This is a genomic window from Ruegeria sp. D6 (genome assembly GCF_056534365.1).
Genome location: NZ_JBQFPH010000004.1, coordinates 265,446 through 290,788, shown reverse-complemented (window position 1 = coordinate 290,788; position 25,343 = coordinate 265,446). Strand labels below are relative to the sequence as shown.

Annotated in this window: 26 protein-coding genes; 9 read left to right on the top strand and 17 right to left on the bottom strand. The window is 59.1% G+C overall.

From position 1 onward, the window contains the following. Positions 1 to 22 precede the first annotated feature (22 nt). Entirely contained in the window at positions 23 to 1,021 is a 999-nt protein-coding gene (locus ACR0A1_RS15540) for a polyprenyl synthetase family protein (RefSeq protein WP_170395734.1), read from the top strand. Here ACR0A1_RS15540 and ACR0A1_RS15535 read toward each other — a convergent pair. From ACR0A1_RS15535 to soxR, 4 genes are all read right to left on the bottom strand, one after another. After that, a complete protein-coding gene (locus tag ACR0A1_RS15535; RefSeq protein WP_480868266.1) occupies positions 1,014 to 1,832 on the bottom strand; it encodes a 4-(cytidine 5'-diphospho)-2-C-methyl-D-erythritol kinase in 819 nt (272 codons plus the stop codon). The two genes, ACR0A1_RS15540 and ACR0A1_RS15535, sit on opposite strands and share 8 nt — an antisense overlap. Then, positions 1,822 to 3,534, bottom strand: coding sequence for a tetratricopeptide repeat protein (locus ACR0A1_RS15530; protein ID WP_170395730.1), 1,713 nt, complete (start codon positions 3,532 to 3,534; stop codon positions 1,822 to 1,824). The genes ACR0A1_RS15535 and ACR0A1_RS15530 overlap by 11 nt, the downstream gene beginning before the upstream one ends. Before the next feature lie 104 nt (positions 3,535 to 3,638). Then, the gene (locus ACR0A1_RS15525; protein ID WP_170395728.1) at positions 3,639 to 5,285 is read right to left on the bottom strand and encodes an electron transfer flavoprotein-ubiquinone oxidoreductase; all 1,647 of its coding nucleotides are present in this window, start codon (positions 5,283 to 5,285) and stop codon (positions 3,639 to 3,641) included. A 136-nt stretch (positions 5,286 to 5,421) separates the two neighbouring features. Further along, positions 5,422 to 5,877 carry a redox-sensitive transcriptional activator SoxR gene (soxR, locus tag ACR0A1_RS15520; protein ID WP_170395726.1) on the bottom strand — a complete coding sequence of 152 codons (456 nt, stop codon included), beginning with the start codon at positions 5,875 to 5,877 and terminating at the stop codon, positions 5,422 to 5,424. Positions 5,878 to 5,966: 89 nt separating this feature from the next. Here soxR and ACR0A1_RS15515 point away from each other — a divergent pair, with 89 nt between their 5' ends. From ACR0A1_RS15515 to ACR0A1_RS15505, 3 genes are all read left to right on the top strand, one after another. Next, positions 5,967 to 6,347, top strand: a complete 381-nt coding sequence (locus ACR0A1_RS15515) for a VOC family protein (protein WP_170408363.1) — start codon at positions 5,967 to 5,969, stop codon at positions 6,345 to 6,347. 234 nt (positions 6,348 to 6,581) lie between these two features. Continuing rightward, on the top strand, positions 6,582 to 7,052 hold the full coding sequence (greA, locus tag ACR0A1_RS15510; protein ID WP_170408364.1) for a transcription elongation factor GreA: 471 nt from the start codon (positions 6,582 to 6,584) through the stop codon (positions 7,050 to 7,052). 14 nt (positions 7,053 to 7,066) lie between these two features. After that, positions 7,067 to 8,059, top strand: a complete 993-nt coding sequence (locus ACR0A1_RS15505; protein WP_170612841.1) for a hypothetical protein — start codon at positions 7,067 to 7,069, stop codon at positions 8,057 to 8,059. Here ACR0A1_RS15505 and ACR0A1_RS15500 read toward each other — a convergent pair. Genes ACR0A1_RS15500 through ACR0A1_RS15485 form a run of 4 tightly spaced genes read right to left on the bottom strand, consistent with a single transcriptional unit; the run spans position 8,056 to position 11,345 of the window. Beyond that, positions 8,056 to 9,321 (bottom strand): molybdenum cofactor synthesis domain-containing protein, encoded by a 1,266-nt coding sequence (locus tag ACR0A1_RS15500; RefSeq protein ID WP_480868263.1) that lies wholly within the window; start codon positions 9,319 to 9,321, stop codon positions 8,056 to 8,058. The genes ACR0A1_RS15505 and ACR0A1_RS15500 overlap by 4 nt on opposite strands. Further along, positions 9,318 to 9,809, bottom strand: coding sequence for a molybdopterin-guanine dinucleotide biosynthesis protein B (mobB, locus tag ACR0A1_RS15495; RefSeq protein ID WP_480763390.1), 492 nt, complete (start codon positions 9,807 to 9,809; stop codon positions 9,318 to 9,320). The genes ACR0A1_RS15500 and mobB overlap by 4 nt, the downstream gene beginning before the upstream one ends. Then, on the bottom strand, positions 9,806 to 10,462 hold the full coding sequence (mobA, locus tag ACR0A1_RS15490; RefSeq protein WP_480763389.1) for a molybdenum cofactor guanylyltransferase MobA: 657 nt from the start codon (positions 10,460 to 10,462) through the stop codon (positions 9,806 to 9,808). The genes mobB and mobA overlap by 4 nt, the downstream gene beginning before the upstream one ends. Then, on the bottom strand, positions 10,455 to 11,345 hold the full coding sequence (locus ACR0A1_RS15485; RefSeq protein ID WP_170423927.1) for a formate dehydrogenase accessory sulfurtransferase FdhD: 891 nt from the start codon (positions 11,343 to 11,345) through the stop codon (positions 10,455 to 10,457). The genes mobA and ACR0A1_RS15485 overlap by 8 nt, the downstream gene beginning before the upstream one ends. Positions 11,346 to 11,394: 49 nt before the next feature. Here ACR0A1_RS15485 and ACR0A1_RS15480 point away from each other — a divergent pair, with 49 nt between their 5' ends. Together ACR0A1_RS15480 and ACR0A1_RS15475 are read left to right on the top strand one after the other, a co-directional pair. Continuing rightward, a complete protein-coding gene (locus ACR0A1_RS15480; protein ID WP_170408370.1) occupies positions 11,395 to 12,105 on the top strand; it encodes an AzlC family ABC transporter permease in 711 nt (236 codons plus the stop codon). Beyond that, entirely contained in the window at positions 12,102 to 12,434 is a 333-nt protein-coding gene (locus ACR0A1_RS15475) for an AzlD domain-containing protein (protein ID WP_170395711.1), read from the top strand. The genes ACR0A1_RS15480 and ACR0A1_RS15475 overlap by 4 nt, the downstream gene beginning before the upstream one ends. Here ACR0A1_RS15475 and ACR0A1_RS15470 read toward each other — a convergent pair. The 7 genes from ACR0A1_RS15470 to ACR0A1_RS15440 all read right to left on the bottom strand — a co-directional run bounded on the left by ACR0A1_RS15470 (position 12,423) and on the right by ACR0A1_RS15440 (position 18,927). Beyond that, positions 12,423 to 13,055, bottom strand: coding sequence for a hypothetical protein (locus tag ACR0A1_RS15470; RefSeq protein ID WP_170395709.1), 633 nt, complete (start codon positions 13,053 to 13,055; stop codon positions 12,423 to 12,425). The genes ACR0A1_RS15475 and ACR0A1_RS15470 overlap by 12 nt on opposite strands. A gap of 21 nt (positions 13,056 to 13,076) precedes the next feature. Next, positions 13,077 to 13,211 carry an aa3-type cytochrome c oxidase subunit IV gene (locus tag ACR0A1_RS15465; RefSeq protein ID WP_170395707.1) on the bottom strand — a complete coding sequence of 45 codons (135 nt, stop codon included), beginning with the start codon at positions 13,209 to 13,211 and terminating at the stop codon, positions 13,077 to 13,079. A gap of 68 nt (positions 13,212 to 13,279) precedes the next feature. Next, entirely contained in the window at positions 13,280 to 13,834 is a 555-nt protein-coding gene (locus ACR0A1_RS15460) for a hypothetical protein (protein WP_170513842.1), read from the bottom strand. Beyond that, the gene (locus ACR0A1_RS15455) at positions 13,821 to 15,659 is read right to left on the bottom strand and encodes a glycerophosphodiester phosphodiesterase (RefSeq protein WP_170626191.1); all 1,839 of its coding nucleotides are present in this window, start codon (positions 15,657 to 15,659) and stop codon (positions 13,821 to 13,823) included. Before ACR0A1_RS15455 ends, ACR0A1_RS15460 begins: the two co-directional genes overlap by 14 nt. A gap of 64 nt (positions 15,660 to 15,723) precedes the next feature. After that, complete coding sequence (locus ACR0A1_RS15450; RefSeq protein WP_170395701.1) at positions 15,724 to 16,173, bottom strand: DUF6173 family protein; 450 nt, start codon at positions 16,171 to 16,173, stop codon at positions 15,724 to 15,726. A gap of 4 nt (positions 16,174 to 16,177) precedes the next feature. Then, positions 16,178 to 17,224, bottom strand: a complete 1,047-nt coding sequence (locus ACR0A1_RS15445) for an MBL fold metallo-hydrolase (protein ID WP_170395699.1) — start codon at positions 17,222 to 17,224, stop codon at positions 16,178 to 16,180. Next, positions 17,224 to 18,927: an acyl-CoA dehydrogenase family protein gene (locus ACR0A1_RS15440; protein ID WP_480736879.1), complete on the bottom strand. Its 1,704-nt coding sequence runs from the start codon at positions 18,925 to 18,927 to the stop codon at positions 17,224 to 17,226. Before ACR0A1_RS15440 ends, ACR0A1_RS15445 begins: the two co-directional genes overlap by 1 nt. A gap of 132 nt (positions 18,928 to 19,059) precedes the next feature. Between ACR0A1_RS15440 and ACR0A1_RS15435 the strand changes: the two genes are divergently transcribed. Further along, positions 19,060 to 20,007 carry an L-threonylcarbamoyladenylate synthase gene (locus tag ACR0A1_RS15435; RefSeq protein WP_170597251.1) on the top strand — a complete coding sequence of 316 codons (948 nt, stop codon included), beginning with the start codon at positions 19,060 to 19,062 and terminating at the stop codon, positions 20,005 to 20,007. On the opposite strand, the gene ACR0A1_RS15430 is transcribed toward ACR0A1_RS15435, so the two are convergent. Beyond that, positions 20,004 to 20,558, bottom strand: a complete 555-nt coding sequence (locus tag ACR0A1_RS15430) for a YqgE/AlgH family protein (RefSeq protein WP_170395693.1) — start codon at positions 20,556 to 20,558, stop codon at positions 20,004 to 20,006. The genes ACR0A1_RS15435 and ACR0A1_RS15430 overlap by 4 nt on opposite strands. A 148-nt stretch (positions 20,559 to 20,706) precedes the next feature. On the opposite strand from ACR0A1_RS15430, the gene ACR0A1_RS15425 reads away from it, so the two are divergent. Then, the gene (locus tag ACR0A1_RS15425) at positions 20,707 to 21,519 is read left to right on the top strand and encodes a protein-disulfide reductase DsbD domain-containing protein (RefSeq protein WP_480868258.1); all 813 of its coding nucleotides are present in this window, start codon (positions 20,707 to 20,709) and stop codon (positions 21,517 to 21,519) included. Positions 21,520 to 21,523: 4 nt separating this feature from the next. Then, positions 21,524 to 21,973, top strand: coding sequence for an NUDIX hydrolase (locus ACR0A1_RS15420; RefSeq protein WP_480772011.1), 450 nt, complete (start codon positions 21,524 to 21,526; stop codon positions 21,971 to 21,973). Here the strand turns inward: ACR0A1_RS15420 and ACR0A1_RS15415 are convergent. After that, on the bottom strand, positions 21,940 to 25,341 hold the full coding sequence (locus ACR0A1_RS15415) for an efflux RND transporter permease subunit (protein ID WP_480868256.1): 3,402 nt from the start codon (positions 25,339 to 25,341) through the stop codon (positions 21,940 to 21,942). The genes ACR0A1_RS15420 and ACR0A1_RS15415 overlap by 34 nt on opposite strands. Positions 25,342 to 25,343: the final 2 nt, after the last annotated feature.

The window sequence follows — 25,343 nt, the reverse complement described above, 5'->3', positions numbered from 1 at the left end:
CGAGCCTTGTATCAGGAGAGTGATGAACGTCAGCACGATCTCGAAACCGCATGAGCGTCTGGCAGAGATGCTTGCGGGCGAAATGGCAGCAGTAAATACGCTGATTCGGACGCGTATGGCGTCGGAACATGCCCCGCGCATTCCCGAAGTGACCGCGCACCTGGTCGAGGCGGGCGGAAAGCGTCTGCGCCCGATGCTGACCCTGGCGGCGGCGCAGCTGTTCGGCTATTCAGGCGACCATCACGTCAAGCTGGCTGCAACGGTCGAGTTCATTCATACCGCAACCCTGCTGCATGACGATGTCGTCGATGAAAGCGGGCAGCGGCGCGGGCGACCCACGGCAAACCTGCTATGGGACAATAAATCCAGTGTTCTGGTTGGCGATTACCTGTTTTCCCGCAGCTTCCAGTTGATGGTCGAAACCGGTTCGTTGCGGGTTCTGGATATCCTTGCAAATGCATCGGCCACAATTGCCGAAGGCGAGGTGCTGCAGATGACAGCAGCCACCGATCTGGGCACGGATGAAGGTGTCTACCTGCAGGTTGTGCGCGGCAAAACGGCGGCGCTGTTTTCTGCCGCAACCGAAGTGGGTGGTGTGATCGCAGGCGCGACCGAGGCGCAGGTCAAGGCGCTGTATGACTATGGCGATGCGCTTGGAATCGCGTTCCAGATCGCAGATGATCTTTTGGATTATCAGGGCGATAGTGCGGCCACAGGCAAAAACGTCGGCGACGACTTCCGTGAACGCAAATTGACCCTGCCAGTGATCAAAGCCGTGGCTCAGGCAACTGCCGAGGAACACGCGTTTTGGGAACGGACGATCGGTCGCGGGCGGCAGGAAGAGGGTGATCTGGATCACGCTTTGTCGCTGATGGCCAAATACAGCACGCTGGATGCAACCCGCGCGGATGCGTTTGGTTGGGCGGCCAAGGCCAAGGCTGCGCTGGCGCCTCTTCCGGATCACGAAATCCGCACCCTGTTAGGCGATCTGGCCGATTACGTCGTATCGCGCCTTAACTGAGCGTCGTTGCGCGGTACCACCAGCCGGGTTGGGCCGCGCCGATCTCATAGGCGGCAAAATGGGCTGCTTTGAGCGTTGGATAAAGTGCGAAACAGGTTGAGCCTGAACCCGACATACGAACCATCAACGCGTCTCGGGTGTCTTCCAACGCCGCTAAGACCTCCGCAATGCCCGGCGCTACAGATATTGCAGGTGCCTCTAAATCATTCCGCTGAACCTGCAACCACGTGGCGCAGTCTTCCGGTGTTTTGAATGCAGGGATCTCAGCAGGCATCGGTGCGTTGTCTCTGCTCTGCAAAGCGGAAAACACCGGGCCGGTGGAAACTTCAATACCCGGATTGACCAAAAGCGCCGGGAGGGGCGGCAACGCCATCGGCTCAATCTGTTCACCAATCCCGCGCACACGCGCTGCAGCAGCATGTATGCATACCGGGACATCCGCGCCAAGCGACAGCGGCACGCTATCGGGCCACTCTCCCCCCTTCGTCGCAGTGCGCAATAGCGCCGCAGCATCCGAGGAGCCGCCCCCGACACCGCCACCGTGCGGCAGTTGTTTGTTCAGATGAATGCGACCGGTCCAGCCTGCGGCCTCGGCGGCCTGCCAGACCAGATTGCGATCATCGGTCGGTACGCCATCCGAAAACTCACCCGTGACCGACAGAGACAGCTCGGGGCCGGAAATGAGGCTCAACTGATCCCCAACATCGGCAAAGGCAACCAACGAATCAAGCAGATGATAGCCATCCGCGCGTTGGCCGGTCACATGCAGGGTCAGGTTGATCTTGGCGGGGGCAAATGCCTCAGCCTTCATTGGCGACCTTCAGGGGTTCGGCACCTTCCTCGGCCAGAACCGCATCCAATCCGACTTCGATCTTGCGGCGGATGCGTTCAGGATCGGCTTCGCCGTCGGTATCTTCAGGATCAATGAAAGACAGTGCTCGTTTCCACTGGAACTCGGCTTCACGCCCACGACCTACGGCCCAGTAAACATCGCCCAGATGGTCATTTACCACCGGATCGACCGGCATCAGCTCAACGGCGCGCTCCATGTGGTCAACTGCTTCGTCGTACCGGCCCAGGCGGAACAACACCCAGCCCAAGCTGTCAACGATATAGCCGCTGTCAGGGCGCGCTGCGACGGCGCGTTCGATCATATTCAACGCTTCGTCCAATTTCTCGCGCCGCTCGACCAGCGAATACCCGAGATAGTTCAGCACCTGTGGTTGGTCCGGGTTCAACTCAAGCGCGCGGCGGAAATCGGCCTCGGCCTCGTCCCAGTTCTTCAGACGTTCATGCGATATCCCGCGGGCATAATGCAGGAACCAGTTTCCGCCTGCACCCTCTTCCGTCAGGCCAATCGCCTTGTCGTAAGAGGTGACCGCTGCCGCGTAATCCTCTTGCTGGCGCCGCAGGTCGGCCAAAGCTACATGCACACCGGGCAAATCGGGGCTTTGAGCGGCAAGGTTTTGCAGGACTTCGGCGGCAGCTTCTTTTCTGTCAGAGCGACTGAGGACCTCGGCGCGCCCCAGTTCGGCGGCATGATAATCGCTGCTGTCCGGAGGCACCTGCCGATAGACATCAACCGCCAGATCATATTGTTCCAGCCCATCCAACAACTCAGCGCTTAGCAAAAGCGCATCAATATGGTCAGGCCGCAGAAAGGCCGCGACCCGGGCATATAGCAGAACATAATCCTGCGCGGCCTCCGCACTCAGCGCAGCGCCAACGGTAAAGAAAACCTCGGCCATGCCATCCTGTGCAGAACGGACATGGGTAAAGGGCAGCGTTTCGCCATCGGACAGCCGAGTGACGTAACCTTCGATGGTCGGATCACTGCCGGCGGCAAAGACGTTATCCAGAAATTCCAGCGCATCGTCGTTGCGATCCAGCTGCGACAGCACTTCGGCACGCGCCAGCGCAGCCCGGCGTGAAAAACGGGCGACCAGGCCATCATCTGCGGCAAGGATCGCCTCGGCCCCCTCAAAGTCTCCGACTGACGCCAACGCCATGGCCTTGTGATAAAGTGCAAATTCTTTCAGACCTTCCTGCGTGGTAACAACGTCAAATTGTTCCATCGCTTTGGTCATGGCGCCTTGCCCCATATGAGCCCAAGCAATCATCAGGCCATCAACCAGCGGTCCAACCCCTTGCGTTTCAGGATCGCGGGCCAGAAATTCATCCAGCTTGCCATCTGCCACCAGATTGGCGGCGATCACCATCCGAGCGGCCTGGCTGGGCAATTCATTTTCCTCGATAACTTCGGCGACGGTCAGGGCCCGCTCAATCTCACCCAAGGCGAGCCGGGCGACGACCACGTTTTCCAGCAGTTTCGGATTTTGGGGATCAGCGCGAAGCGCCTGCGCATAGTAACGCTCGGCAGCGGGATAGTCGCTCTCATAAATCGCCTGACGCCCGGCCAGATACGACCCCGATCCGGTATCCGATACCGCAGGAAACGCGATTGAAGAACTGAGGATCACGGCCAGAGCCGCGCGTCGAACCAGGGAAACCACTGATAATCTGCCTTGCTGTCGTTGACTGACCGACAAGCTAGGGCTTTGCTGGGCGAGAGGCAATGGCAGAGCCTTCACGACCCTGCCAACGCCCGTGTTCTTGCCTACATATTGGGGTAGTTCGGCCCGTCGCCGCCCTGCGGTGTAGTCCAGGTGATGTTCTGGCTGGGATCCTTGATGTCACAGGTTTTGCAGTGAACACAGTTCTGGAAGTTGATCACGAATCGCGGCCCGTCTTCATCCTCGACCATCTCATAGACGCCTGCGGGGCAGTAACGCTGTGCCGGCTCGTCGAATTTGGGCAGGTTGACCTTAACCGGGATGTCCGGGTCGGCCAGTTTCAGATGGCAAGGCTGGCTTTCCTCGTGGTTGGTGGCCGCAAACGATACGTTCGTCAGGCGGTCAAAGGACAGTGTGCCATCGGGTTTCGGATAGTCGATGGGTTGATGCTTGCTGGCATCTTCGGTCGATTCCGCGTCGTTCTTGCCGTGGCCCAGCGTGCCCAGCAGCGAGAAGCCCAGCGTGTTGGTCCACATGTCCATACCGCCCAGTACCAGACTGGCGGTCAGGCCGTATTTCGACCACAGCGGTTTGACGTTGCGCACTTTCTTCAGATCCGAGCCAATTGCACCATCGCGAACGTTGGCCTCATAAGCGGTCAGCTCATCACCCGAACGCTCGGCCTTGATGGCGTCATAGGCGGCCTCGGCCGCGGCCTTGCCTGACAGCATCGCGTTGTGGTTGCCCTTGATGCGCGGCACGTTGACCATGCCGGCCGAGCAACCCAACAGCGCAACACCCGGTGCGACCAGTTTCGGCATCGACTGGTAGCCACCCTCGGTGATCGCGCGGGCGCCGTAAGCCACACGCTTGCCGCCTTTCAGCAGCTCGGCCACCATCGGGTGGTGCTTGAAACGCTGGAATTCCATGTAGGGGTACAGGTGCGGGTTCTTGTAGTTAAGGTGGACCACAAAACCGACATAGACCTGATTATTTTCAAGGTGATAGATGAACGACCCGCCACCCGCGTTGCTGCCCAGCGGCCAGCCCATGGTGTGCGTGACGCTGCCTTCTTTGTGCTTGGCCGGATCAATCTCCCAGATCTCTTTCATGCCAACGCCGTATTTCTGCGGCTCTTTACCGGCAGACAGGTCGTATTTGGCGATGACTTCCTTGGACAGTGAGCCGCGCACGCCTTCCGACAGGAAGACATATTTGCCATGCAGTTCCATGCCCGGCTCGGTGTTGGGGCCGTAGGATCCGTCTGGCTCCAGACCAAATACACCGGCTACAACGCCTTTGACTTCACCGTTCTCACCGTAGACCAGCTCGGAACAGGCCATGCCGGGGAAGATTTCGACGCCTAGTTCTTCGGCCTGCTCTGCCATCCAGCGGCAGACATTGCCCATCGAGACGATGTAGTTGCCGTGGTTGTTCATCAGCGGCGGCATCGGGAAATTGGGGATGCGGATCTTGCCAGCCTCGCCCAGCATGTAGAAATTGTCTTCATGCACAGGCACGTTCAGCGGGGCACCCTTTTCCTTCCAATCGGGGATCAGAGCATCCAGACCACAAGGGTCCAGCACCGCACCCGACAGGATATGCGCACCCACTTCCGAACCCTTCTCTAGAACCACGACATTCAGGTCGGCATCCAGCTGTTTCAGACGGATGGCCGCAGACAGGCCCGCAGGGCCAGCGCCCACGATCACCACGTCATATTCCATCGCTTCGCGTTCAATCTCGGCCATCGCGGGCTCCTTAGCTAACTTTCCGAATTGGCGCTTTCTTCATGCGGTCGGCGCAATATTGTTTCACGGCTGATTACATGGTCATAAAGACTTTGGTCAATCGAAACACGGCGTAACAACGCCGCTATTCGACACTTCAGGCTTCGGGTGCGTCCCCCATAAGGTATCTGGGACCGCTACCATGGGATTTGGCCCTGTCATCGGGGTTGTAAAGCTTGCATTTCGGCAGGCTGAGGCAGCCACAACCAATACATCCATCCAGATTGTCGCGCAGTCGCATCAGCGTATCGATTCGCTGATCCAGATGCGTGCGCAGCCGTTCGCTGATACTCTTCCAGTCCTGAGGCGTCGGTGTGCGGTTTCCTGGCAAGCCCGACAATACCTCGCGGATCTCGGGCAAAGTCAGACCGAATTGCTGCGCGATCATCACAAAGCTTAGCCGTCGGATATCGGCGCGCTGATAACGCCGCTGCCCACCCGCGTTACGCCATGGAGATATCAAACCTTGCGCCTCGTAGTATCGGATCGCCGACACCGCCAACCCGGTGCGCCGGGCCAATGCTCCAATCGCCAGACCTTCCGAAACAACCATTACATCCTCCCAAAGAAATCTCTTGACCTAAAGTTAGGTTTAGAAATTACAGTGAGTCGGGACAAGCCTCAAATTGGAAGGAGAATCCCATGATGGCGACGCTGGAACATACTAATTTCACGGTCCGCGACCCAAAGGCATCTGCGGCGTGGATGCAGAAAGTCTTCGACTGGAAAACACGCTGGGAAGGCCCTGCCATTGCCGGTGGCTATACGGTGCATGTGGGCAGCCCACATACCTATCTGGCGCTCTACGCCCCCGGCGATCCCAAGCCATCAGGCGAAAACAGCTATGATTTCGTGGGCGGCTTGAACCATGTAGGTGTGCTGGTCGAGGATATCGACGCCACCGAGGAAAAGGTCCGCAAAGCGGGATTTGAACCGCACAACCACGCAGACTATGAGCCAGGCAAGCGGTTCTATTTCGAAGATGACAATGGCATCGAATTCGAAGTGGTTCAGTATGATTGAGATGCTGTGGCTTGGGCACGAAGCCAGCCGTTGGCGAAGTGGAGAATTGTTGGGAAAGCGCCACAGACGCACCCGCCCCCCGGAACGGCGGCGCTAAGTTGCGAGTTTACTGACAACGCACACCTCCCCTCTTGCAATTCACGCCTCATTTGGGTCAGGTAATTGCCAACCCATCCTTCGCCCCGACGCTATTGTGCGGCGGGGCGTAACAATTTCTGCGTGGACGACAAGACAATGGAAAAGATCCCCATGACGCCTTCGGGCAATGCCGCGCTCGAGGCAGAGCTGAAGAATCTGAAATCCGTCGAGCGCCCGGCGATCATCGAGGCGATTGCCTCAGCCCGCGAACTGGGCGACCTGAAAGAAAACGCCGAATACCACTCGGCGCGCGAAAAGCAGGGCTTTATCGAAGGCCGCATCAAAGAGCTTGAAGGCATCCTGTCGCTGGCAGATGTCATTGATCCGGCCAAACTGTCAGGGGCTATCAAGTTCGGCGCGAAGGTCACGTTGGTGGATGAAGATACCGACGAAGAAAAGACCTGGCAGATCGTGGGTGAGTATGAGGCCAATATCGAAGCGGGCCTTCTGAACATCAAATCCCCCATCGCCCGCGCCCTGATTGGCAAAGAAGAAGGCGACAGTGTTGAGGTCCGCACCCCCGGAGGCGTGCGCTCTTATGAAGTTCTGAATATCGAATACGCCTGACCGGAGCGTTTGTCATGTCAGGGTCTGAACCTGAGCAAGAACCCGAGAAACCAACCTCGCTGGGTATCTACGACCGTCCGGCGCACCGTTCGGTCACCGAGATCGAGATTGCAGCAGTTGTTCTCAGCCTGATCTGGCTGGTGGTGTCGGTCGTGTTTCTGGTACTGCCCGGCGGGCAACAAGGAGGGTTCATCGTCACCTTCCTGGCGGTGTTCATGCCGGTCGCAATGATCTGGGTCGCAGCCCTTGCGATGCGCGCCAGCCGAGTGATGCGCGAAGAAAGCGCCCGCCTGCAGACAGCCATCGATGCGATCCGCAACAGCTATGTCGTTCAGCAACAACGCGCGGCAAGCACGTATGAGCCGACGGTCGGCAAGAAACTGGATGAAATCGCCGAAAGCGCAAAAAAGACCGAGAGCGCGCTGGCGACATTCTCGACCAATCGCGGTGAACCCGGGCGCACCCAAAGGCCCGCGTCGGACATGGCCAATCAGACTTCGTTGGAACTTGGCACCTCAGCGGAAGAAATTGCGCCCCCGTTGCCCACCGACATCTTTATCCGCGCCCTGAACTTCCCCGAGACGCAAAGCGATGCCGAGGGATTTAACGCGCTGCGGCTTGCATTGAAAGATCGCAAGACCTCGAAACTTGTGCAGGCCTCACAAGATGTTCTGACCCTTCTCAGCCAGGAAGGCATCTATATGGATGACCTGCGCCCCGATATGGCGCGACCCGAAGTCTGGCGGCAATTTGCCCAAGGCGCGCGCGGGCGGTCGGTGGCTGCCTTGGGTGGCATTCGGGACCGTTCGTCACTGGCGCTGACTGCGGCGCGGATGAAACAGGATCCGATCTTTCGCGATGCCGCACACCATTTCCTGCGCCGCTTTGACCATATGATCGTCGAGTTCGAACCTAATGCCAGCGATGCCGAGCTTACAGCCCTGAGCGAAACCCGCACAGCGCGTGCCTTCATGCTGGTGGGGCGTGTCGCAGGGACGTTCGATTAAAGCCCAAAATTCCCGTAGGGTATGAACCTCACCAGATCGCCGGGCTTGATATCGCGGGCACCGTCCTCGATTTCGACCAAGCCTTCGGCCCAGCTCAGCCCGCTGATCCGGCCAGATCCTTCCGAATGGAATACCTCGGCCTGTCCTTCACGGATGCGCGCCCGCAGGTATTCCCGACGACCCGGTTTCTTGCGCTTTTCGAACGCGGCGGGCACGTCGAAGCCTTGCGGCTCTTGCCATCCTGCACCCGCCAACAGGTTCAGTGCCGGGCAGGCAAAGATCAACGTGCAAACCAGTGCTGCCACCGGATTGCCCGGCAAGCCAAACACCGGCGTCTGATCCCACATGCCCAGCGCCAAAGGCCGCCCGGGTTTTAGTGCGATGCGCCATTCCTGCATCGCCCCGGCCTCTCGCAACAAAGCCGAGACGTGATCTTCATCGCCGGCGGAGGCCCCGCCACTGGTCAGGATTACATCCACTTGCTGAGCCGCGCGATCCAAATGCTGTTTCAGCGCCGCGCGATCATCCTCGGCGCGCCCAAGATCAACCGCTTTGAATCCAATCCGCTCGGCCAGTGACAGCAGCATCGGACGATTGGCATCATAAATCTGCCCCAGTCCGGCGCTGTCACCCGGCTCGACCAACTCATCCCCGGTCGATAGCACTCCGACCCGCAAAACCTTGCGGACAGAAACCTCAGTCAGACCAACCGCCGACAAAAGCGCCAGATCCGTTGGTGTTAAACGCCGCCCAACTGGCAAGGTCAGCGCGCCTTCAACCACGTCTTCGCCTGCCTTTCGCGTGTTCGCGCCCTGTTTTAACGGACCTCGGAATGCAATGTGCCCCTGATCAAAGGTCACATCCTCTTCCAATATGACCGTATTAACACCCTTTGGCAGTGCAGCTCCGGTAAGAATGCGTATCGCATGGCCCTCTGGGACCTCACCGTCAAAGGGTACACCCGCAGCCGCCCGGCCCTCAACCAATGGCATGACACAGGGTCCGTCCGGCACCGGACCGGCAAATCCGTACCCATCGACAGCGGTGTTGGGCTGAGGCGGGTTTGATCGTTTGGCCGACACGTCCACCGCCAGAACTCGGCCCGCCGCCCGCATCACGGGCACGTTTTCAACCCCAGCTACCACCGACAATCTGTCTCGCAAAAGCGCCAGAGCCTCATCAACGGGTGTCCAGTTCACCCCTGCAGGCAAGGCGAAACAATCATTGCGCAAGGGCGGAGGTGAGATATCCGGCGTGCTCATAATCCGACCTCTTCCAGAATAAAATCTGCAATGACCGCCGTATCATCCAGATCAAACACCGGGCAATCCAATTCCAAAGGCGTATCACTTGCAACCGCGCGAACCGTGTCATCATCCGTGGCGATCAGCGGATTTTCGGGTTCTGCGCGAAACGCTTCGATCTTGGGGTGACGCTCGCGTTTGAAGCCTTCGATCAACACCAGGTCGACCGGAGACAAACGCGACAGCAGGGTGTCCAGCTTCGGCTCGGGCGCACCGCGCAACTCCTGCATCAGTGCGATCCGCTGGCCGGATGCCAACAGCACTTCGGACGCACCCGCCGCGCGATGCCGCTGGCTGTCGGTACCCGGATGGTCTACGTCGACGGAATGATGCGCATGTTTAACGGTGGAAACGGTATACCCACGTCCGGTGATTTCAGCCACCAGCCGTTCCACTAGGCCGGTTTTGCCCGCGTTTTTCCAACCGGTGACGCCGTAAACCCTCATACCTGCTCCAACAAGGTTTCAGCGCGGGCCAGATCATCGGGAGTGTTGACGTTGAAGAACGGATCAAACGGCTGGGCCGAAAACAGCGCCTCTCGCCCATCATGCTGGTCGGTCCACAGGACAACCTTGCGCAGTCCACCGTTCAACGCCGCCCTCAGATCATCGCGCAATGCCACCGGCCAGAGCCCAAAGGTCGGATGCCGATTAATCCGCTTGCCGCCGCCGGATTTTAAAGCCTCGTCACTCGTGCGCGGGGTGGTTGCCAGAACAAGGGGGTAATTCTGCCCTTTGGATGCGTTCACCAGTTGCGCCACAAGATCATGCGGAAAGAACGGAGTATCCGCCGCAACCGTCACGGTAGATTGAGCGCCCTGTTCAGCGGCCCAATCAAGCCCGGCCAAAACACCGGCCAGCGGTCCTGCAAAGCCCTCGATCGAGTCCGAAACAACCGGCAAGTTCAAGCGGGCAAACCGTTCGGCATCGCCGTTGGCGTTCAAAGCCAGCCCGCCGACCTGAGGGCGTAGCCTGTCTATCACCCGATCCAGCAGGCTCTGCCCGCCGATCTGCAACAGCCCTTTATCGCCGCCTCCCATTCGCGTTGCGAGGCCGCCTGCCAGAATAACCCCCAGCGGTTTTTGCGACTGTTCAGCCATCGGCACTTTTCCTGCGATGTTTTTTGTCCTCAATCGCCACGCTCGACGGATCAACATCGCGCACCAATCGGTCTTCGCCCGACAAACACACGAACCGCTGCCCGCGCATCCGGCCGATCAGAGTCAAACCGACCTCGCGCGCGATCTCGACACCCCAGGCGGTGAATCCCGATCGCGAAGCGAGAACAGGGATGCCCATCATCGCCGTTTTGATCACCATTTCCGAGGTCAAACGACCGGTCGTATAGAGGATCTTGTCAGACGCAGTCGCACCCTCGGAGAGCATCCAGCCTGCGATCTTGTCGACCGCGTTATGGCGGCCCACGTCTTCCATATAAACCAACGGGTGGCTTTCATGACAAAGCACCGTGCCATGGATGGCACCCGCCTCGAGGTACAGAGACGGGGTGCGGTTGATCTTCGACGCCAACTCATACAGCCACGAGGTGCGCACCGAGACCTGTGGCAGGCGCACGTCCTCTAGCCCCTCCATCATGTCTCCGAACACAGTGCCTACTGCGCAACCGCTGGTGCGGGTCTTCTTCTTCAGCTTGTCCTCGTATGAGGTCTCACGCGCTGTACGCACGACCACGGTTTCCAGATCGTCGTCATAGTCGACCCGAGTAATTTCATCATCTGCAAGCAGCATCCCCTGATTACGCAGAAACCCGAGCGCAAGGTATTCGGGATAGTCGCCGATGGTCATTGCCGTCACGATTTCCTGTGAGTTGAGGAAAATGGTCAGCGGGCGTTCCTCGACCACCGAGATCTGACTTATCTCACCATTCTGGTCCACACCCTCGACACCGCGCGTCAGGCGGGCAGCCCCCGGATCGGGCGCAATGAGGTAGTCTGACAGGTCGATCTCCGTGGCCAATTGCAACCCCTTCCCAAGACGGCTACTGCTGCTCGCGTCACCATAGGATTTAGCCATGGCCTCTGCCACATCCAAGTCATACTTCTGGAAAGGTTTTCGCGACGGGACGCCGTTTATCTTCGTCGCCATGCCCTTTGGCCTTCTGTTTGGTGTTTTTGCCACAGAAGCAGGGCTGGATATCATCCAGACGATGGCCTTTTCCGCCACCGTGTTTGCCGGCGCTGCTCAGTTCACCGCATTGCAATTGCTGCAGGACAATACACCAACGGTTATCGTTCTGATCTCGGCCCTGGCTGTGAACCTGCGGGTGGCCATGTATTCGGCTTCACTGACCCCTTATCTGGGGGCGGCTCCGCTGTGGCAACGGGCCCTTGGAGCCTATCTTATTGTTGATCAGTCTTACGCCTGTTCGATTGTCCGATTCGAGAAAGAACCGGATATGTCCGTGCCTCAGCGCATGGCGTACTTTGTCGGCTCGGTCACGCCGATCACGCCGCTTTGGATACTCGCCACTTATCTGGGTGCTGTTCTGGGGGCGCAGATTCCGGAAAGCTGGGCTCTGGATTTTGCGCTGCCGATCACGTTCTTGTCCATGATCGGACCGATGATGCGCACCATGGCGCATGTTGTAGCCGCGCTGGTGGCGATTGTTGTCGCCCTGCTCTGCGTGGCAGTGCCGTTCAATCTTGGACTGTTGATCGCAGGGATAGCCGGGATGATGGCAGGTGCACGGGCTGAATTGATGTTAGAGCGGAAAAAGTCATGACGCAGATCGACCCGACAACCATGTGGATCATCATCGTAGGTCTGGCGATAGGCAGCTACCTTCTGCGCTTTACCTTTATCGGGCTGGTTGGCGACCGCCCGATGCCGCCCTGGCTTCTGCGGCACCTGAGGTACACAGCAGTGGCGATTCTGCCTGCCCTGATCGCACCTTTGGTAGTCTGGCCCACGGCCACCGAAGGACAACCGGATATGCCGCGCATGGCGGCTGCGGCAGTTGCGTTGACGGTGGGAATTGTAACGAAGAACGTCATAGCGGCCATCTTTTCAGGGGCCGCCACGCTTTACGGTCTGCTTTACCTAGTTGGTTGAGACCGCTTCAAGCTGATTGAGGCGCGCATTGTTTTCCGCCAGCCCCTGCTGCAGATCAGCCGAGTCATTCTCACGATAGTCCGTGGTGACAACGCCTGGAATCTGACCAAACTGATCGGATAGCTTCACCGGGTAGAATGTTGTTTTGATTTGCTCGAACCCCGGGACCTGTTGCAGCAATTGCGAGGTCGAATTTGCACAAAAAGCCTGCGAAACCGGGCCCATCTGCTTGGCCAATTGCAGCGCGATCTCGGCCTGCTGCGGCGTCACTTCGATCGTCTGAATACGGGCATAATGCGTCTCGCGCGCATGACTGCTACGATAGGCGCGTTCGACATTTGGCGTGATGCCATAAAGGACATCATTCTTGATCGGCACCACATCCGCCCGGAACGATCCGGCAGGGTCAAATATGACCCGCTCGCTGCCGCTGATCATCAGCGACGTGTGTGCCCCCGATCCGGTGCGCGTGCTGATCATCGTATAGAGCGTCAGTGTCGATGGCCCCGGATCACGATAGGACCGGGCCACGATTTCCGAGGGATCAGCCTGCGGGCGCTGCGATCCCGCGCAACCCGCAACTGTCACTGCCAGCAGGCAGGCAATCAGAATCCTGAACAAGAGATGCGCCTCGTGTACCGTTTAGGCCGCAAAGACCGCCAGGAACAGGCAAAGGAGTACAATTGCCACCACGCACCACGTGGTGAATTTGATGAAACCGTCAAAGGTTTTTGTTTGAACGGTGATGTCCATCTCGCCGTGCTTGTGATCAGCCATGTTTATTAGAATCCCAATTCGCGTGTTTGAAATGTTGGATAATGCAAAATTCAGGGCCTGTCACGACGTCATTCGCGCGCAGTTGGGCCAAAGATGGTGCAGCCCGGATAACCGAACCCCCAGCGCCACGGCAGCCCGCTACAGGGACCGCCCCCAAAACGTACCGCCATGTACATCGCTTCAGACGTGATCGAATGGACCGAGCGGATTTGATCCGGCGTCATATCATAGCGTTCGGCATATTCATCAGCATGGCTTTCGCCGTGGGTTTTGACACAGGCGCGCAAGGTGTCATCGGCAGCGAGGCGGGCGTTATAACTGGCCCCAGCCTGCGACGCGCCACCTGCGTTGTGATAGGCGCGATCGTGAGTAACGCAGCAGTACTCCCATGGCGGGTGTTCTTCATAAAGCAGGCTGAACTTTGGAAAGGTCTCGGCCACCAAGCGCCAGCTCGACGACAACCCGCCCGAACAGCCATCCGTTTCAAAGGGGGTCAGTTCAGCACCTTCCATCGTGTCGGCCAATGCCCGATGAGCGGGCATTTCCACGCTACGCATCAGGTCCTGCGCGGCTGCAGGCAGCGCGCAACAGGCCAGAAGGGCGACCAGTTTATGGTTCCGCATCACGCATCTCGGCAGTATCAATGGACAACCCGAATGTCGTCGCCAACCATAGCATCAGACGCTCGCCCGGTCCCATCTCGGCACGAACACGAAGTACTTCGCGAGCCATGGCAGGACGATCGGTGATCAGCCCGTCGACCCCCATCGATGCCATGGCCGACATCTGTAGCGGGTCATTCACCGTCCATACATAGATGTCCTTGCCCGCCTCATGGACCGAGCGGATCAGACCCGGAGACACCGTCGCCGCATTTACGGCCACAAAATCGCCCTCAAGCCCCGACAGATTGCCGATGGCGGTCGCGGCCAGAACGCCTGCCCGCCAATCGGGGCGCAGCGCTTTCATCTTCTGTACTGCCGGGTATTTCAGCGACATGGTGGCGATGTCGTCCTGCATCCCCATCTCTTCGACAATTGTGGCGACTCGGTTTTCCAGGTCGACGTCATGGCCATAGTATTTCAGCTCGATGATGACCTTGGATTTGCCCTTCGCAGCTTCCAGAACATCGCGCAGCGTGGGCGTCCGTTCCGAGGCATATTCGGGGCCGAACCAACTGCCGATATCGATCTCGGCCACATCCTCCATGGTCGCGTCCCAGACCTTGAGCGGCACACCAGCCAGTTTCATGAAATCGCTGTCATGCGCGATGATGACCACACCATCCGCGGTCTCCTGAACGTCGATCTCAACCCAATCGGCGCCATCTTCGATAGCCTTCAACACTGCCGCCATGGTATTTTCCGGCCTTATCGCCGCCGCACCTCTATGACCAATGACATCCGCATGATCGGGGGCCTGAATGCGGACCAGCAACTCCTGCCCGGACCAGAGCCCGATCAGCAGGGCGATTGCCGCGCCACCGACCACAGCGTAAAGCGGCGCGCGCAGGTTGCCTGGTTCGGGATGAGGGACCTCTCGGCCTTGTGTGTCGAAGAACCCATCCAGCAGAACCGCCAATGCTCCCAGAGCGACGGCTGCAAGCACAAGCCCAGCCAGCGACCAGAGGCCCGCTACGATCATACTGAAGATCAGCGCAAAGCGCAGGTTCGTGCTTTCCTGCAACGGTACCAGATCGAACAACAGTCCGGCCACAAAGGCAATCAGCGCGGCGATCACGAGACGCATCGCAAGCCAAAGGCCAAGCTCGATCTTGAGGCGACCGCGTTTGCCTTCCATTCGATCCGTGCTGGCGGAGAAGGCCTCGGCGGGTTTGCAGCCCTCAAATAATACAAGATGCAGCGACAGCGCCCAGGCCGAGAGCCTGCGGATCAGAACCCAAGCCAGACACAGCACCACAAATCCGATCAGCACCACTGCGACCCAGAATGAAGGCGGGTGGAAGGTGAGGTAATAGTTGATGTCGTATTCAGTCAGCATCCACCAGGCGATCAGGCCAGCCACGGCGACAAAAGGCAGCGCAAGTACCAGCACACGCAAAATGAACCGTGCGGCAAAGCCGAAAAGCGCAGGTAAACGCGTCAGGATCAACCGGATGGAAGCACTGCCCGCGCGCCAAGGGTCACGCTCACCCATCCGCAATGATCCGGCCATGACCGAGAAGACAAAGACCTCGGCCAGTAAGAACAGGCTGAGAACTACAACCGCAGCGATGAAGCCCGCTGGTGACAGCAGGAACATCGCAATGTCCTGATCCGTCAGCGCCGATTGATCAGACAATGAAACAGCAACATTGACGGCGATGGCAACGCCCGGAGCGATCAGTGCAACCAGCAGCAACCGAACGGCGACATAAACAGGCACAAACACGCGCCGCCGCGCCCATGCGCCCCGGTAGGCAGTTGTAACGGCTGAGAAATTGGTCACGCGGTTGCCTCCTGAATGGTCTATCCATTCAAGGCTGCGTAAGTGTGAATTGCAAGAGTGGGCGTCAGCTTTCTTCCAGATCAGCCGCCAGCCGGAAACCAATGCGGTTGGCTGGTTTATCCTCGATCGATTTCGGCAAGGCACGCAGCATCACATTCAACTGGCTGACATGCTGGACGAGCTGCGTTTTGGCGCCGCCTCCGTCCGAGCCATAGAAGGTGATCACATCCGGATCGAAATAGCCCATGCCCTCGATCCGCATTACACCGGCATCACCACCGGTGAATCCCATGGCAACCTCGTGATCGCCATCCAGAGTCTTCTCGAAATTCTGAATATACATGATCAGCCGCTCATAGGCCCATTGAGCAGGGCTTTTGCTTTCGACCGGCTTTTGCAATGGCTTGGGCAAATCCTTGTTCCCCGATGCCGCTTCAGGGTTGGCGTGTACCTCATAGCACCGCGGCAACGCCGCAGATTCCGCTGCCTCGGCTGAGGTTTCGATCTTGTCCATTGCTCTACCCTTTGCGCTGATATTCCCAAGCTCCGTCCGCGCGCCGCGTCCGGGTGACCGCTCCAATGTGGTAGAGATGGTTCATATGTGCAACCGCCTCGACCAGCGCGAGGCCGTATTCCCCGCCCCTGATCTGGCGCTTGAACAGCGGGGCAAAGCACTCGGCGGCGGTTTTGGGTTGATCGAGATCGTTCAGCAGACGCTCAAGCGCGCCGTGGTGGTTATCGATCAACTGCCGCATGCGGATGGGCAACCCGGTGAACGGCAGTTTGTGCCCGCCCAAAACCAAATGATCGGGCCGGGCCAGCGGTTGCAGGCGTTCGCACGCCTCCAACCAGTCGGCCACCGGATCGGCCATCGGCTCGGTGGCATAGACGCCCAAGTTGGAACTGATCGAACTGAGGATCTGATCACCGGTCAGCACCAGATTGTCCTCGCGGCTCCAGAAGGTGCAATGCTCAGGCGCATGGCCGTTGCCCATGTGAACATCCCAGTCGCGGCCACCCATGCGGATCACGTCGCCCTGTTTGACACGGGTAAATCCCAGCGGCATAGGGTACACGGCGTCGGCAAAGTTGAACGGACGCTCGGCCATCCGACCGGCCAGCACGTCCGGATCCATCCCCGCGCTGCGGTAATAATCCAACGTTTCCTTCGGCCAATTCTCTTGCACATCCAGCGTCAGCATACGTGCGAACAACCATGCGGTACGACTGGTGACCAGTTCTGCACCATGCTCGGACTGGAACCAGCCCGCATTGCCGACATGGTCAGGATGGTGATGAGTCACGACAACGCGACGGACGGGTTTGCCAGCCAATGGCCCTTCCATCAGGGCCTGCCAGATTCCCCGTGTTTTCTTTGAAGAAAGCCCTGTGTCGACGATGGTCCAGCCGTCGCCATCATCCAATGCATAGACATTCACATGATCCAGCGCCATCGGCAAAGGCAGCCTGATCCACAGAACTCCTTCTGCAACTTCGACCCATTCGCCAGGAGCGGGTGGTTCCTCCCACGGATATCGCATCACTTGCGGAGCCTCGCCATCCATCAAACCGCCAGTTCCTCTGGGCTGAGGGCATAGAGGTCATCCGCCCCGTTCTGCGCCTGCGCAAGCAAGCCCGTATGTTCAGGCAGCAGCACATTGATATAATAGCGTGCCAACTTGGCGCGCGGTCCATCGGGATCGGCTAGCGCCGCTGACAAATGGTAATGCCCGCCCAGAACCCGCGCGAACGCTTTTAGATACGAAGCCGCGCCAGCAAACCGGTTGTTCATATCCGATTGAGCAACGAGCCACTCCGTCGCTTCCCGCAGCGACTCGGAAGCTTCCCAAACAGGACCAGCAAGTTCAGGCATCGTGGCGCGCGCCTTCTCAGCTTGATCCTCGATCTCATCCAGAAGGTTCGAGGCCGCCTCACCCCCATCCATCATCTTGCGCGCTACGAGGTCCATGGCCTGAATACCATTGGTGCCCTCGTAGATCGCGGTCACACGGACATCGCGATAATATTGTGCAGCACCAGTTTCTTCGATGAAGCCCATGCCACCATGCACTTGAACGCCGGTCTCGGAAACGCGCATGCCGGTCTCGGTGCCAAAAGCCTTGCAGATCGGCGTCAGCAGCGCCGCACGTGCCGCCCAATCGGCCTCACCCGTGGCCTGCGCCATGTCGATTGCAGCTGCATTGGCCAGCATGATCGCCCGCGCCGCAAACACATCCGCGCGCATCGACATCAGCATCCGCCGTACATCCGCGTGGTCGATGATGGTGCCCGAGGGCGTCTTGCCCTGCTTACGCTCCAACGCATAGGCCAGCGCATGCTGGTAGGCTCCTTCGGCGACACCCACACCTTCGCCACCAACGCCCAAACGCGCGTTGTTCATCATGGTGAACATCGCGGCCATGCCGCCATGTTCCTTGCCGACCAGCCAACCCTTGGCCCCGTCATACTGCATCACGCAGGTGGGCGAGCCGTGCAGACCCATCTTGTGTTCCAGCGAGACCACCTTGAGGTCATTGGCCACGCCGGGGTTGCCGTTCTCGTCGGGTATGTATTTCGGCACCAGAAACAGCGAAATCCCTTTGGTTCCCGGAACACCGTCTGGCAGGCGGGCCAGAACAAGATGGCAGACATTCTCGGCAAAGTCGTTGTCGCCCCAAGAGATATAGATCTTCTGCCCGGTCACCGAATAGGTGCCGTCGCCATTGTCTTCGGCCTTCGAGGTCAGCGCGCCCACATCCGATCCGGCCTGCGGTTCGGTTAGGTTCATGGTGCCTGACCATTCACCCGCCATCATCTTGGGCAGATAGAGCGCCTTCAACGCATCGCTTGCGTGATGCTCCAGCGCCTCGATCTGGCCTTGGGTCATCAACGGAGCGAGCTGCAGGGACAGGCAGGCCGCGCTCATCATCTCATTCACGGCAGTGGTCATGGTCATGGGCAGACCCATACCGCCATATTCGGGATCGCCGCTCATCCCGATCCAGCCGCCTTCGGCAATTGCTTTCCAACCTTCGGCATAGCCTGGAGACGTTCGCAGCACGCCGTTTTCCAATCGGGCCGGTTCCAGATCGCCGGGGCGCTGCAGCGGGGCCATGACCTCTTCGCACAGCTTTCCGGCTTCGGTCAGAATGGCGCTGACCACATCCTCGCTGGCTTCCGAGAACTTTTCGGTCGCGGCGATCTGGTCAAAGCCGATCACGTTGCGGAACAGGAATTCATAGTCTGAGATCGGGGCGCGATAGGGCATGGTTTCCCTCTGGTTCTGGCAAGTTGTCAGCGTGGGGTTGGAATCCCGGCCCCACGCCGGTATTCATCTGGGCTGGCACGATTACCTACCGTTACCTGAACTGCAAGCAACCAAAACGCGGCGTCACGATCCATGACCCTTCTCGGTACTCAAGACTTACCAGCAAACGCCGACGGGCTCGCCAAGGCCGCTGACCTGTTGCGGCAGGGGCTGCTGGTCGCTTTCCCGACCGAGACCGTCTATGGACTGGGTGGCGATGCACGGAACGGCGAGGCTGTGGCCGCGATCTATGAGGCCAAGGGGCGACCCAGTTTTAACCCACTGATCGCCCATGTCGCCTCAACCGAGACCGCGAAACGCTTCGTCGAATGGACCGATCAGGCTGATTTGTTGGCTGATGCCTTCTGGCCCGGACCGTTAACTCTGGTTCTTCCTCTGCGCCCCGATCACGGGATTTCGTCGCTGGTCACAGCTGGCTTGGATACTCTGGCCGTTCGCGTGCCTGCGCATCCCACAGCGCACGCTTTACTGACCGCTTTTGACGGTCCTGTGGCAGCGCCATCGGCCAACCCCTCTGGTCAGATCAGCCCAACGACGGCGGCCCATGTCCGAGCGGGGCTGGAGGGACGCATAGCCGCAGTTCTGGACGATGGGCCGTGCGGTGTCGGGCTTGAGTCCACTATTGTGGGTCTGGCCGGCACCCCTGCCTTGTTGCGTCCAGGTGGTGTCGCATTGGAACAAATCGAAGAGGTTCTAAAGGCAGAACTGCATCACCACCAACCCGGCGATCTGCTTACTGCGCCGGGGCAGTTGCAATCCCATTACGCGCCGGACGCGCCGGTGCGGCTGAACGCCCGGTCACGGCAGGGGGACGAGGTGTTGCTGGGTTTTGGCCCCGTTGATTGTGATCTGAACCTCTCCAGCACCGGCAACCTGCCCGAGGCCGCCGCCAACCTGTTTGCCGCCCTTCACAAACTTAACGATACCGGTCGGCCAATCGCCGTATCACCAATTCCCCATCACGGATTAGGTGCGGCCATCAACGACCGTCTACGCCGCGCAGCAGCCCCTCGCGATTAGGCGCGGCCTGCACTGGCTGATAGGGTCAGCGGATCAACACCAAGCGTAGCCAAAGCCGCCTCCCATTTCTCGTCATCAGGGACATCAAAGACCAGTTTCGACGACGCATCAGTCGTTAACCAACCATTCATCGCGATCTCATCTTCCAACTGACCCGGCCCCCAGCCGGAATAACCTAAAGTCAGCATCGAATTCAGCGGCCCCTTGCCCGAGGCCAGATCCTCGAGCACATCCAGCGTTGCGGTCATGCTGAAATCTTCGGATATCTGCATTGAATGCAGATTCGCCTCGTAATCTGCGCTATGCAGGACAAAGCCACGCGACATCTCGACCGGGCCGCCAAACTGCACCAGCCGTTCGCCAATTACGGGTATCCGACACGGGATGTTGAGCTGTTCCAGCAAGGTCTTGATCCGCAAGTCCGAAGGCTTATTCACGATCAATCCCATCGCGCCGTCATCACCATGGCTGCAGATATAGACGACCGAATGCTCGAATCGCGGGTCGCCCATTCCGGGCATCGCAATCAACAGTTTTCCCGTAAGGTCCATCAGCAGATATCTCTTGCGCCATAGGATATCCCTAGAATGACCCTGTGAACCGGGGAATGGCAAGGGATCAGCCGGGATTTCCGTGCATTTCACAGAAGTGACCGGAACGTGACTTGGCAATCACGACCGGAATGCGCATGTTCTGCATATGAAAGCGCTTTGCAAATCAGCTGCAGCCGTGCTGGCCGTCAGCCTTTGTTTTGGTGCCCCCGCCACTGCGCAGGGGGTTGATAATCTTGTTCAGCTTGAGGTGTTGGACGGCGGCAAAACCGCCGAAGGTACCTATCAGGGGGCCTTGCGTCTAAAGCTCAAGGACGGGTGGAAGACCTATTGGCGCGCACCCGGCGATGCGGGCATTCCGCCACAGTTTGATTGGAAAGGCTCTCGCAATATTGCTGACATAGCCTTCACATGGCCCGCGCCGCATGTGTTTGATCAGAACGGGCTGCGCTCGGTCGGGTATGAGGATCAACTTGTACTGCCCGTCGAAATCACGCCTAAGAACCCTGCCAAACCCGTGCGTTTGCGCGGCGAGATGGACTTGGGCGTGTGTAAGGATGTCTGCGTGCCGGGTCGGTTGGAATTCGATCACACAATGGATGCCGACGCTGCACGCAATCCGGCCATCGCCGCAGCCCTCGCCCAGCGCCCGTTTTCCGAACGCGAAGCAGGCGTGGCGGATGCGACGTGCCAATTGACTCCCACTGCAGACGGAATGCGGATCGAGGCGCGTATCACCATGCCTTCAGCGGGCGGGTCCGAATTCGCCGTCATTGAACCAGGAAACCCGGCACTCTGGGCATCGCAGCCCGATACACGCCGTCAGGGCAACACCCTGATCGCAAGCTCAGAGATTATCGGTGCCTCCGGCCGGACATTTGCGCTGGATCGGTCCGAAGTGCGCATCACGGTTCTGGGGGCAAACCACGCTGTCGATATCCAAGGATGCAGCGCAGGCTGACCGGATGAGCCAGACCCCAAAGATCGGTGCCCTGGCTGTCGTGCTGCACGATGGCCAGGTACTTTTGGTGCAACGCAGCAAGCAACCCGATCAGGGGCTGTGGGGTTTTCCAGGCGGCCATGTTGAATGGGGTGAAACGGTTCTGGACGCCGCCACCCGCGAGCTGCGGGAAGAGACCGGTGTGATTGCTGAGCCTTTGGTCTATCTCGACAATCTCGACCTTTTGCTGCGCGATGATAGCGGGCAGACCCGGGCGCACTACCTGCTGGTCGGAGTTGCGTGTCGCTATGTAACCGGCACGCCTGTCGCTGCAGACGACGCTCAGGACGCTCAGTGGTTTCCGGTGGACCAGATCACCAGCGGCGACCTGCCAATGAGCGACCGCGTTCCCGATCTTTTGCGGCTAGCTTTAGAGATGGATCAAGCCTCGACCCGATCCGACAAGCGTGCATAAAGCACGCTGGACAGCACGACACCTACCAGCAGGATCACGGTCGCACCCGCTACGAAAACGCCAAAGCCCATTTGCAACACACTTGGACCTTCGGCGGCTGGGTAGAGACCCGAGAGCAGCGCCAACGGCGCACCTGTCACTACGGGCCAGATCATCGAGGCCCCCAGCCAGATCGCCAACGCTGCGCCCGTTGCGCGCACGGCATTGCGCACCACCCTGTCCGGCGCTCGCAAGGCCCGTCTCATCGATGTCATCGGGCGTGAGATGTCGTTCAGGATGGCCAGCAACGCAGGCACTAGCAGCAGGATCAGGGCCATGCCAAAGCCCAGCCCATAGACCAGTGTGATCACGGTCGGTTTCAAAAACTGCGCCTGCTGCGAACTTTCGTACATCAAGGGCGTCAGCCCCAGTACCGTGGTCAGCGTGGTCAGCATCACAGGCCGCAAACGATCTGCCGTACCTTCTACGATTGACGGCACCAACCCGCGCTCTTTCCGGTATCCGTCGATTGTGGTCACCAGAACAATCGAGTCATTGATGATGATCCCGGTCATGCCCAACAGGCCGACGACGGTGAACATGCTTAACGGCACGCCCCACAGGTAATGCCCCCAGATCGCGCCCACGAGGCCAAAGGGAATGATCGCCATGACCACCAAGGGCCTTGTCCAACTGGCAAAGACCCAAGCCAAAACCAGATAAATTCCGGTCAGACACAGGATCAGGCCTGTGCGGGCCTCGGACAGGAATTCATCCTCCTGCTCACTCAGGCCAGCCATGCGCCATTCGACCTGCCGTTCGGCGGCTATGTTTGGCAATATCTCTTCGCGCATGGCGCGGGCGATTTCGGCAGCCTGCGCCGTGTCGTCCTCAGAAATATCACCATTCACCGAGATGACCCGCAGACCATTTTCGCGCCGGACGGTCGAGAAACCCGATTTACGCTCGACCGAGACGATATCGGCGAGCGGGACATAAACGCCATCAGGCGTCCGCATCAGCGTGCGTTCCAGGAAATCGGCGGTCAGTTCGCCATCGGGCAGTTCGATCCGAATCTCGGTGCTACGCGGACCATCCGGGAAGGTCGCGGCCTCAATCCCGTTCAGCCGGTTTCGCAACACGCGGCCCAGTGTTTCGATGCGGAAACCCAGCGCCTGACCCTGCGCGGTGAGGTCCAGAATGAACTCTTCCTTGTCATAGGCGAGGTTATCCTCGAGCGCCGAAACTTCCGGGTATTTCGCGAGTTCCGCCTGGAGGTCCTCGGATGCAGATTTCAACGTGTTCACATCCGCACCGTAGAACTGCACGTCAATCGCGTCGCCACCGGGCCCTGAACGCCAACCACGGAAGCTAAGCAGCTCGACCTTCGGGTGGCGCGGCACGAAATCCTGCAGCTCGCCCACAAATTCAAAGCTGGAATAGGGGCGCAAGTCGGCATCAATCAGCTCGATCGAGATGCCGCCCAGTAGATCGTCATCCTTGCCATCCGCCGCGCGCAGCCCCCATCCGGCCGAACCGCCAACCTCGGCTAGAACGTATTCGATCGGGTTGCGGCCATGGCGTTCTTCGTAAACCTGACCCAGTTCTTCCGTGGCTTTCTGGACCATGCGCATCATTTCCAGCGTCTCTGCGCGCGTCGCCCCTTCGACCATGATGAAATTGCCAGTGACCGAACCGCGTTCCGGTGCGTTGAAGAACCGCCAATTCACGTCGCCCCGAATGAACAGAGCAATCTGGCTGGCCAGAATCACTACCATCAGTGCAACAACCACATACCGTGCCCAGACCACCCACGCGACCAACGGGCGGAACAGGTGGTCGCGCACCCAGCGGAAGCCCTTGTTCACAACCCGGTTGGGCCAGTCATACCAATGCTCCTTAGCCGAATGCGCGATGGCATGGGCCATATGGTTCGGCAGGATCAGGAAGCATTCGATCAGCGAGGCAATCAGGACAGCGATAACGGTGAACGGGATGTCTCGGATCAGCTCTCCGAAGCGGCCACCGATGGCGGTGAGACCAAAGAAGGCGATGACCGTGGTCACTGTTGCAGCAAACACCGGCATCGCCATTCGGCGGGCAGCGCGTTCTGCGGCGACGATTGGCGCTTCGCCCAAACGGCGGGCACGGAAATCGGCGTGCTCTCCCACGACGATGGCGTCATCAACCACGATGCCCAAGGTAATAATCAAACCGAACAGAGACACCATGTTCAGCGACAACCCGCCCAGATACATCAGCGCAATCGCCGCAGACATTGCCACCGGAATACCGGCAGCCACCCAGAAAGCGATGCGGGCGTTCAGAAACAGGAAGAGTAGACAAACCACCAGCCCAAGCCCAACCAGCCCATTGTCGACCAAAATATCCAGTCGGTCGGTGATCGCTTGCGCGCGGGTGCGGATCAGCTCAACCGTGATACCTTCGGGCAGGCTGGCCTGCATCTCGGCCACGACATCCTCGACATCGCGCTGAATTCCGATGGCATCGCCCAAATTGGACCGGTCGACGCGGATCGACATCGCCGGATTGTCACCGACGAAATAGCTGCGGTTGCGCGTGACCCCTTCGACCCGAATTTCCGCCACATCGCCCACAACCAGCTTTGAACCATCGGCAAAGTTGCGTAGGGCTATACCTTCGATCTCTTCCGGGGTGCGTTTCTCAACACCTGTCCGAATACGCGCATTGGCACCTGTGACATCGCCCGCGGGGTTCGCGGTGACTTCTGCCGCAATGGCCTCGGCAATATCCGAAAGCGAGATATCATTGGCGATCAACTGTGCGGTGGGGACTTCGACCACCACACGCGGCGCGGCCAGTCCCCGGATCGTTGTCCGCGTGACACCAACCGCAAACAGGCGGCTTATCAATTCATCGGTGAATTTGGCCAGTTGTTCAGCTTCGATGGGCCCCGTGATGACCACATCCGTGACACGATCCCGCCAAGCGCCGCGCCGGATCGTTGGTTCCTCGGCGTCTTCGGGCAGGTTGGTGACGCTATCGACAGCTGTCCGCACTTCTTCGACGGCGCGGGACATATCCCAGTTGGGCTCAAACTCCAGCCTGACCTGCGCCGTTCCCTCGCGTGAGGTCGATTCCGTGCTGGCAACGCCCTCAACCGCCAAAAGCGCAGGTTCCAACAATTGGATGATGCCATTGTCGACATCCTCGGGGCCTGCGCCGTCCCATTGAACGTTCACATCGACGCGTTCGAGAATCACATCAGGAAAGAACTGTGCCCGCATGTTGGGGATCGCGGCAGCCCCCAGCACCAGCATGATCAGCAGCAACAGATTGGCCGCAGTCCGGTGCCGGGTGAAATAGCTGAGGATACCGCCCGCCGCGTTGGGAATGTCGCGGATCATCG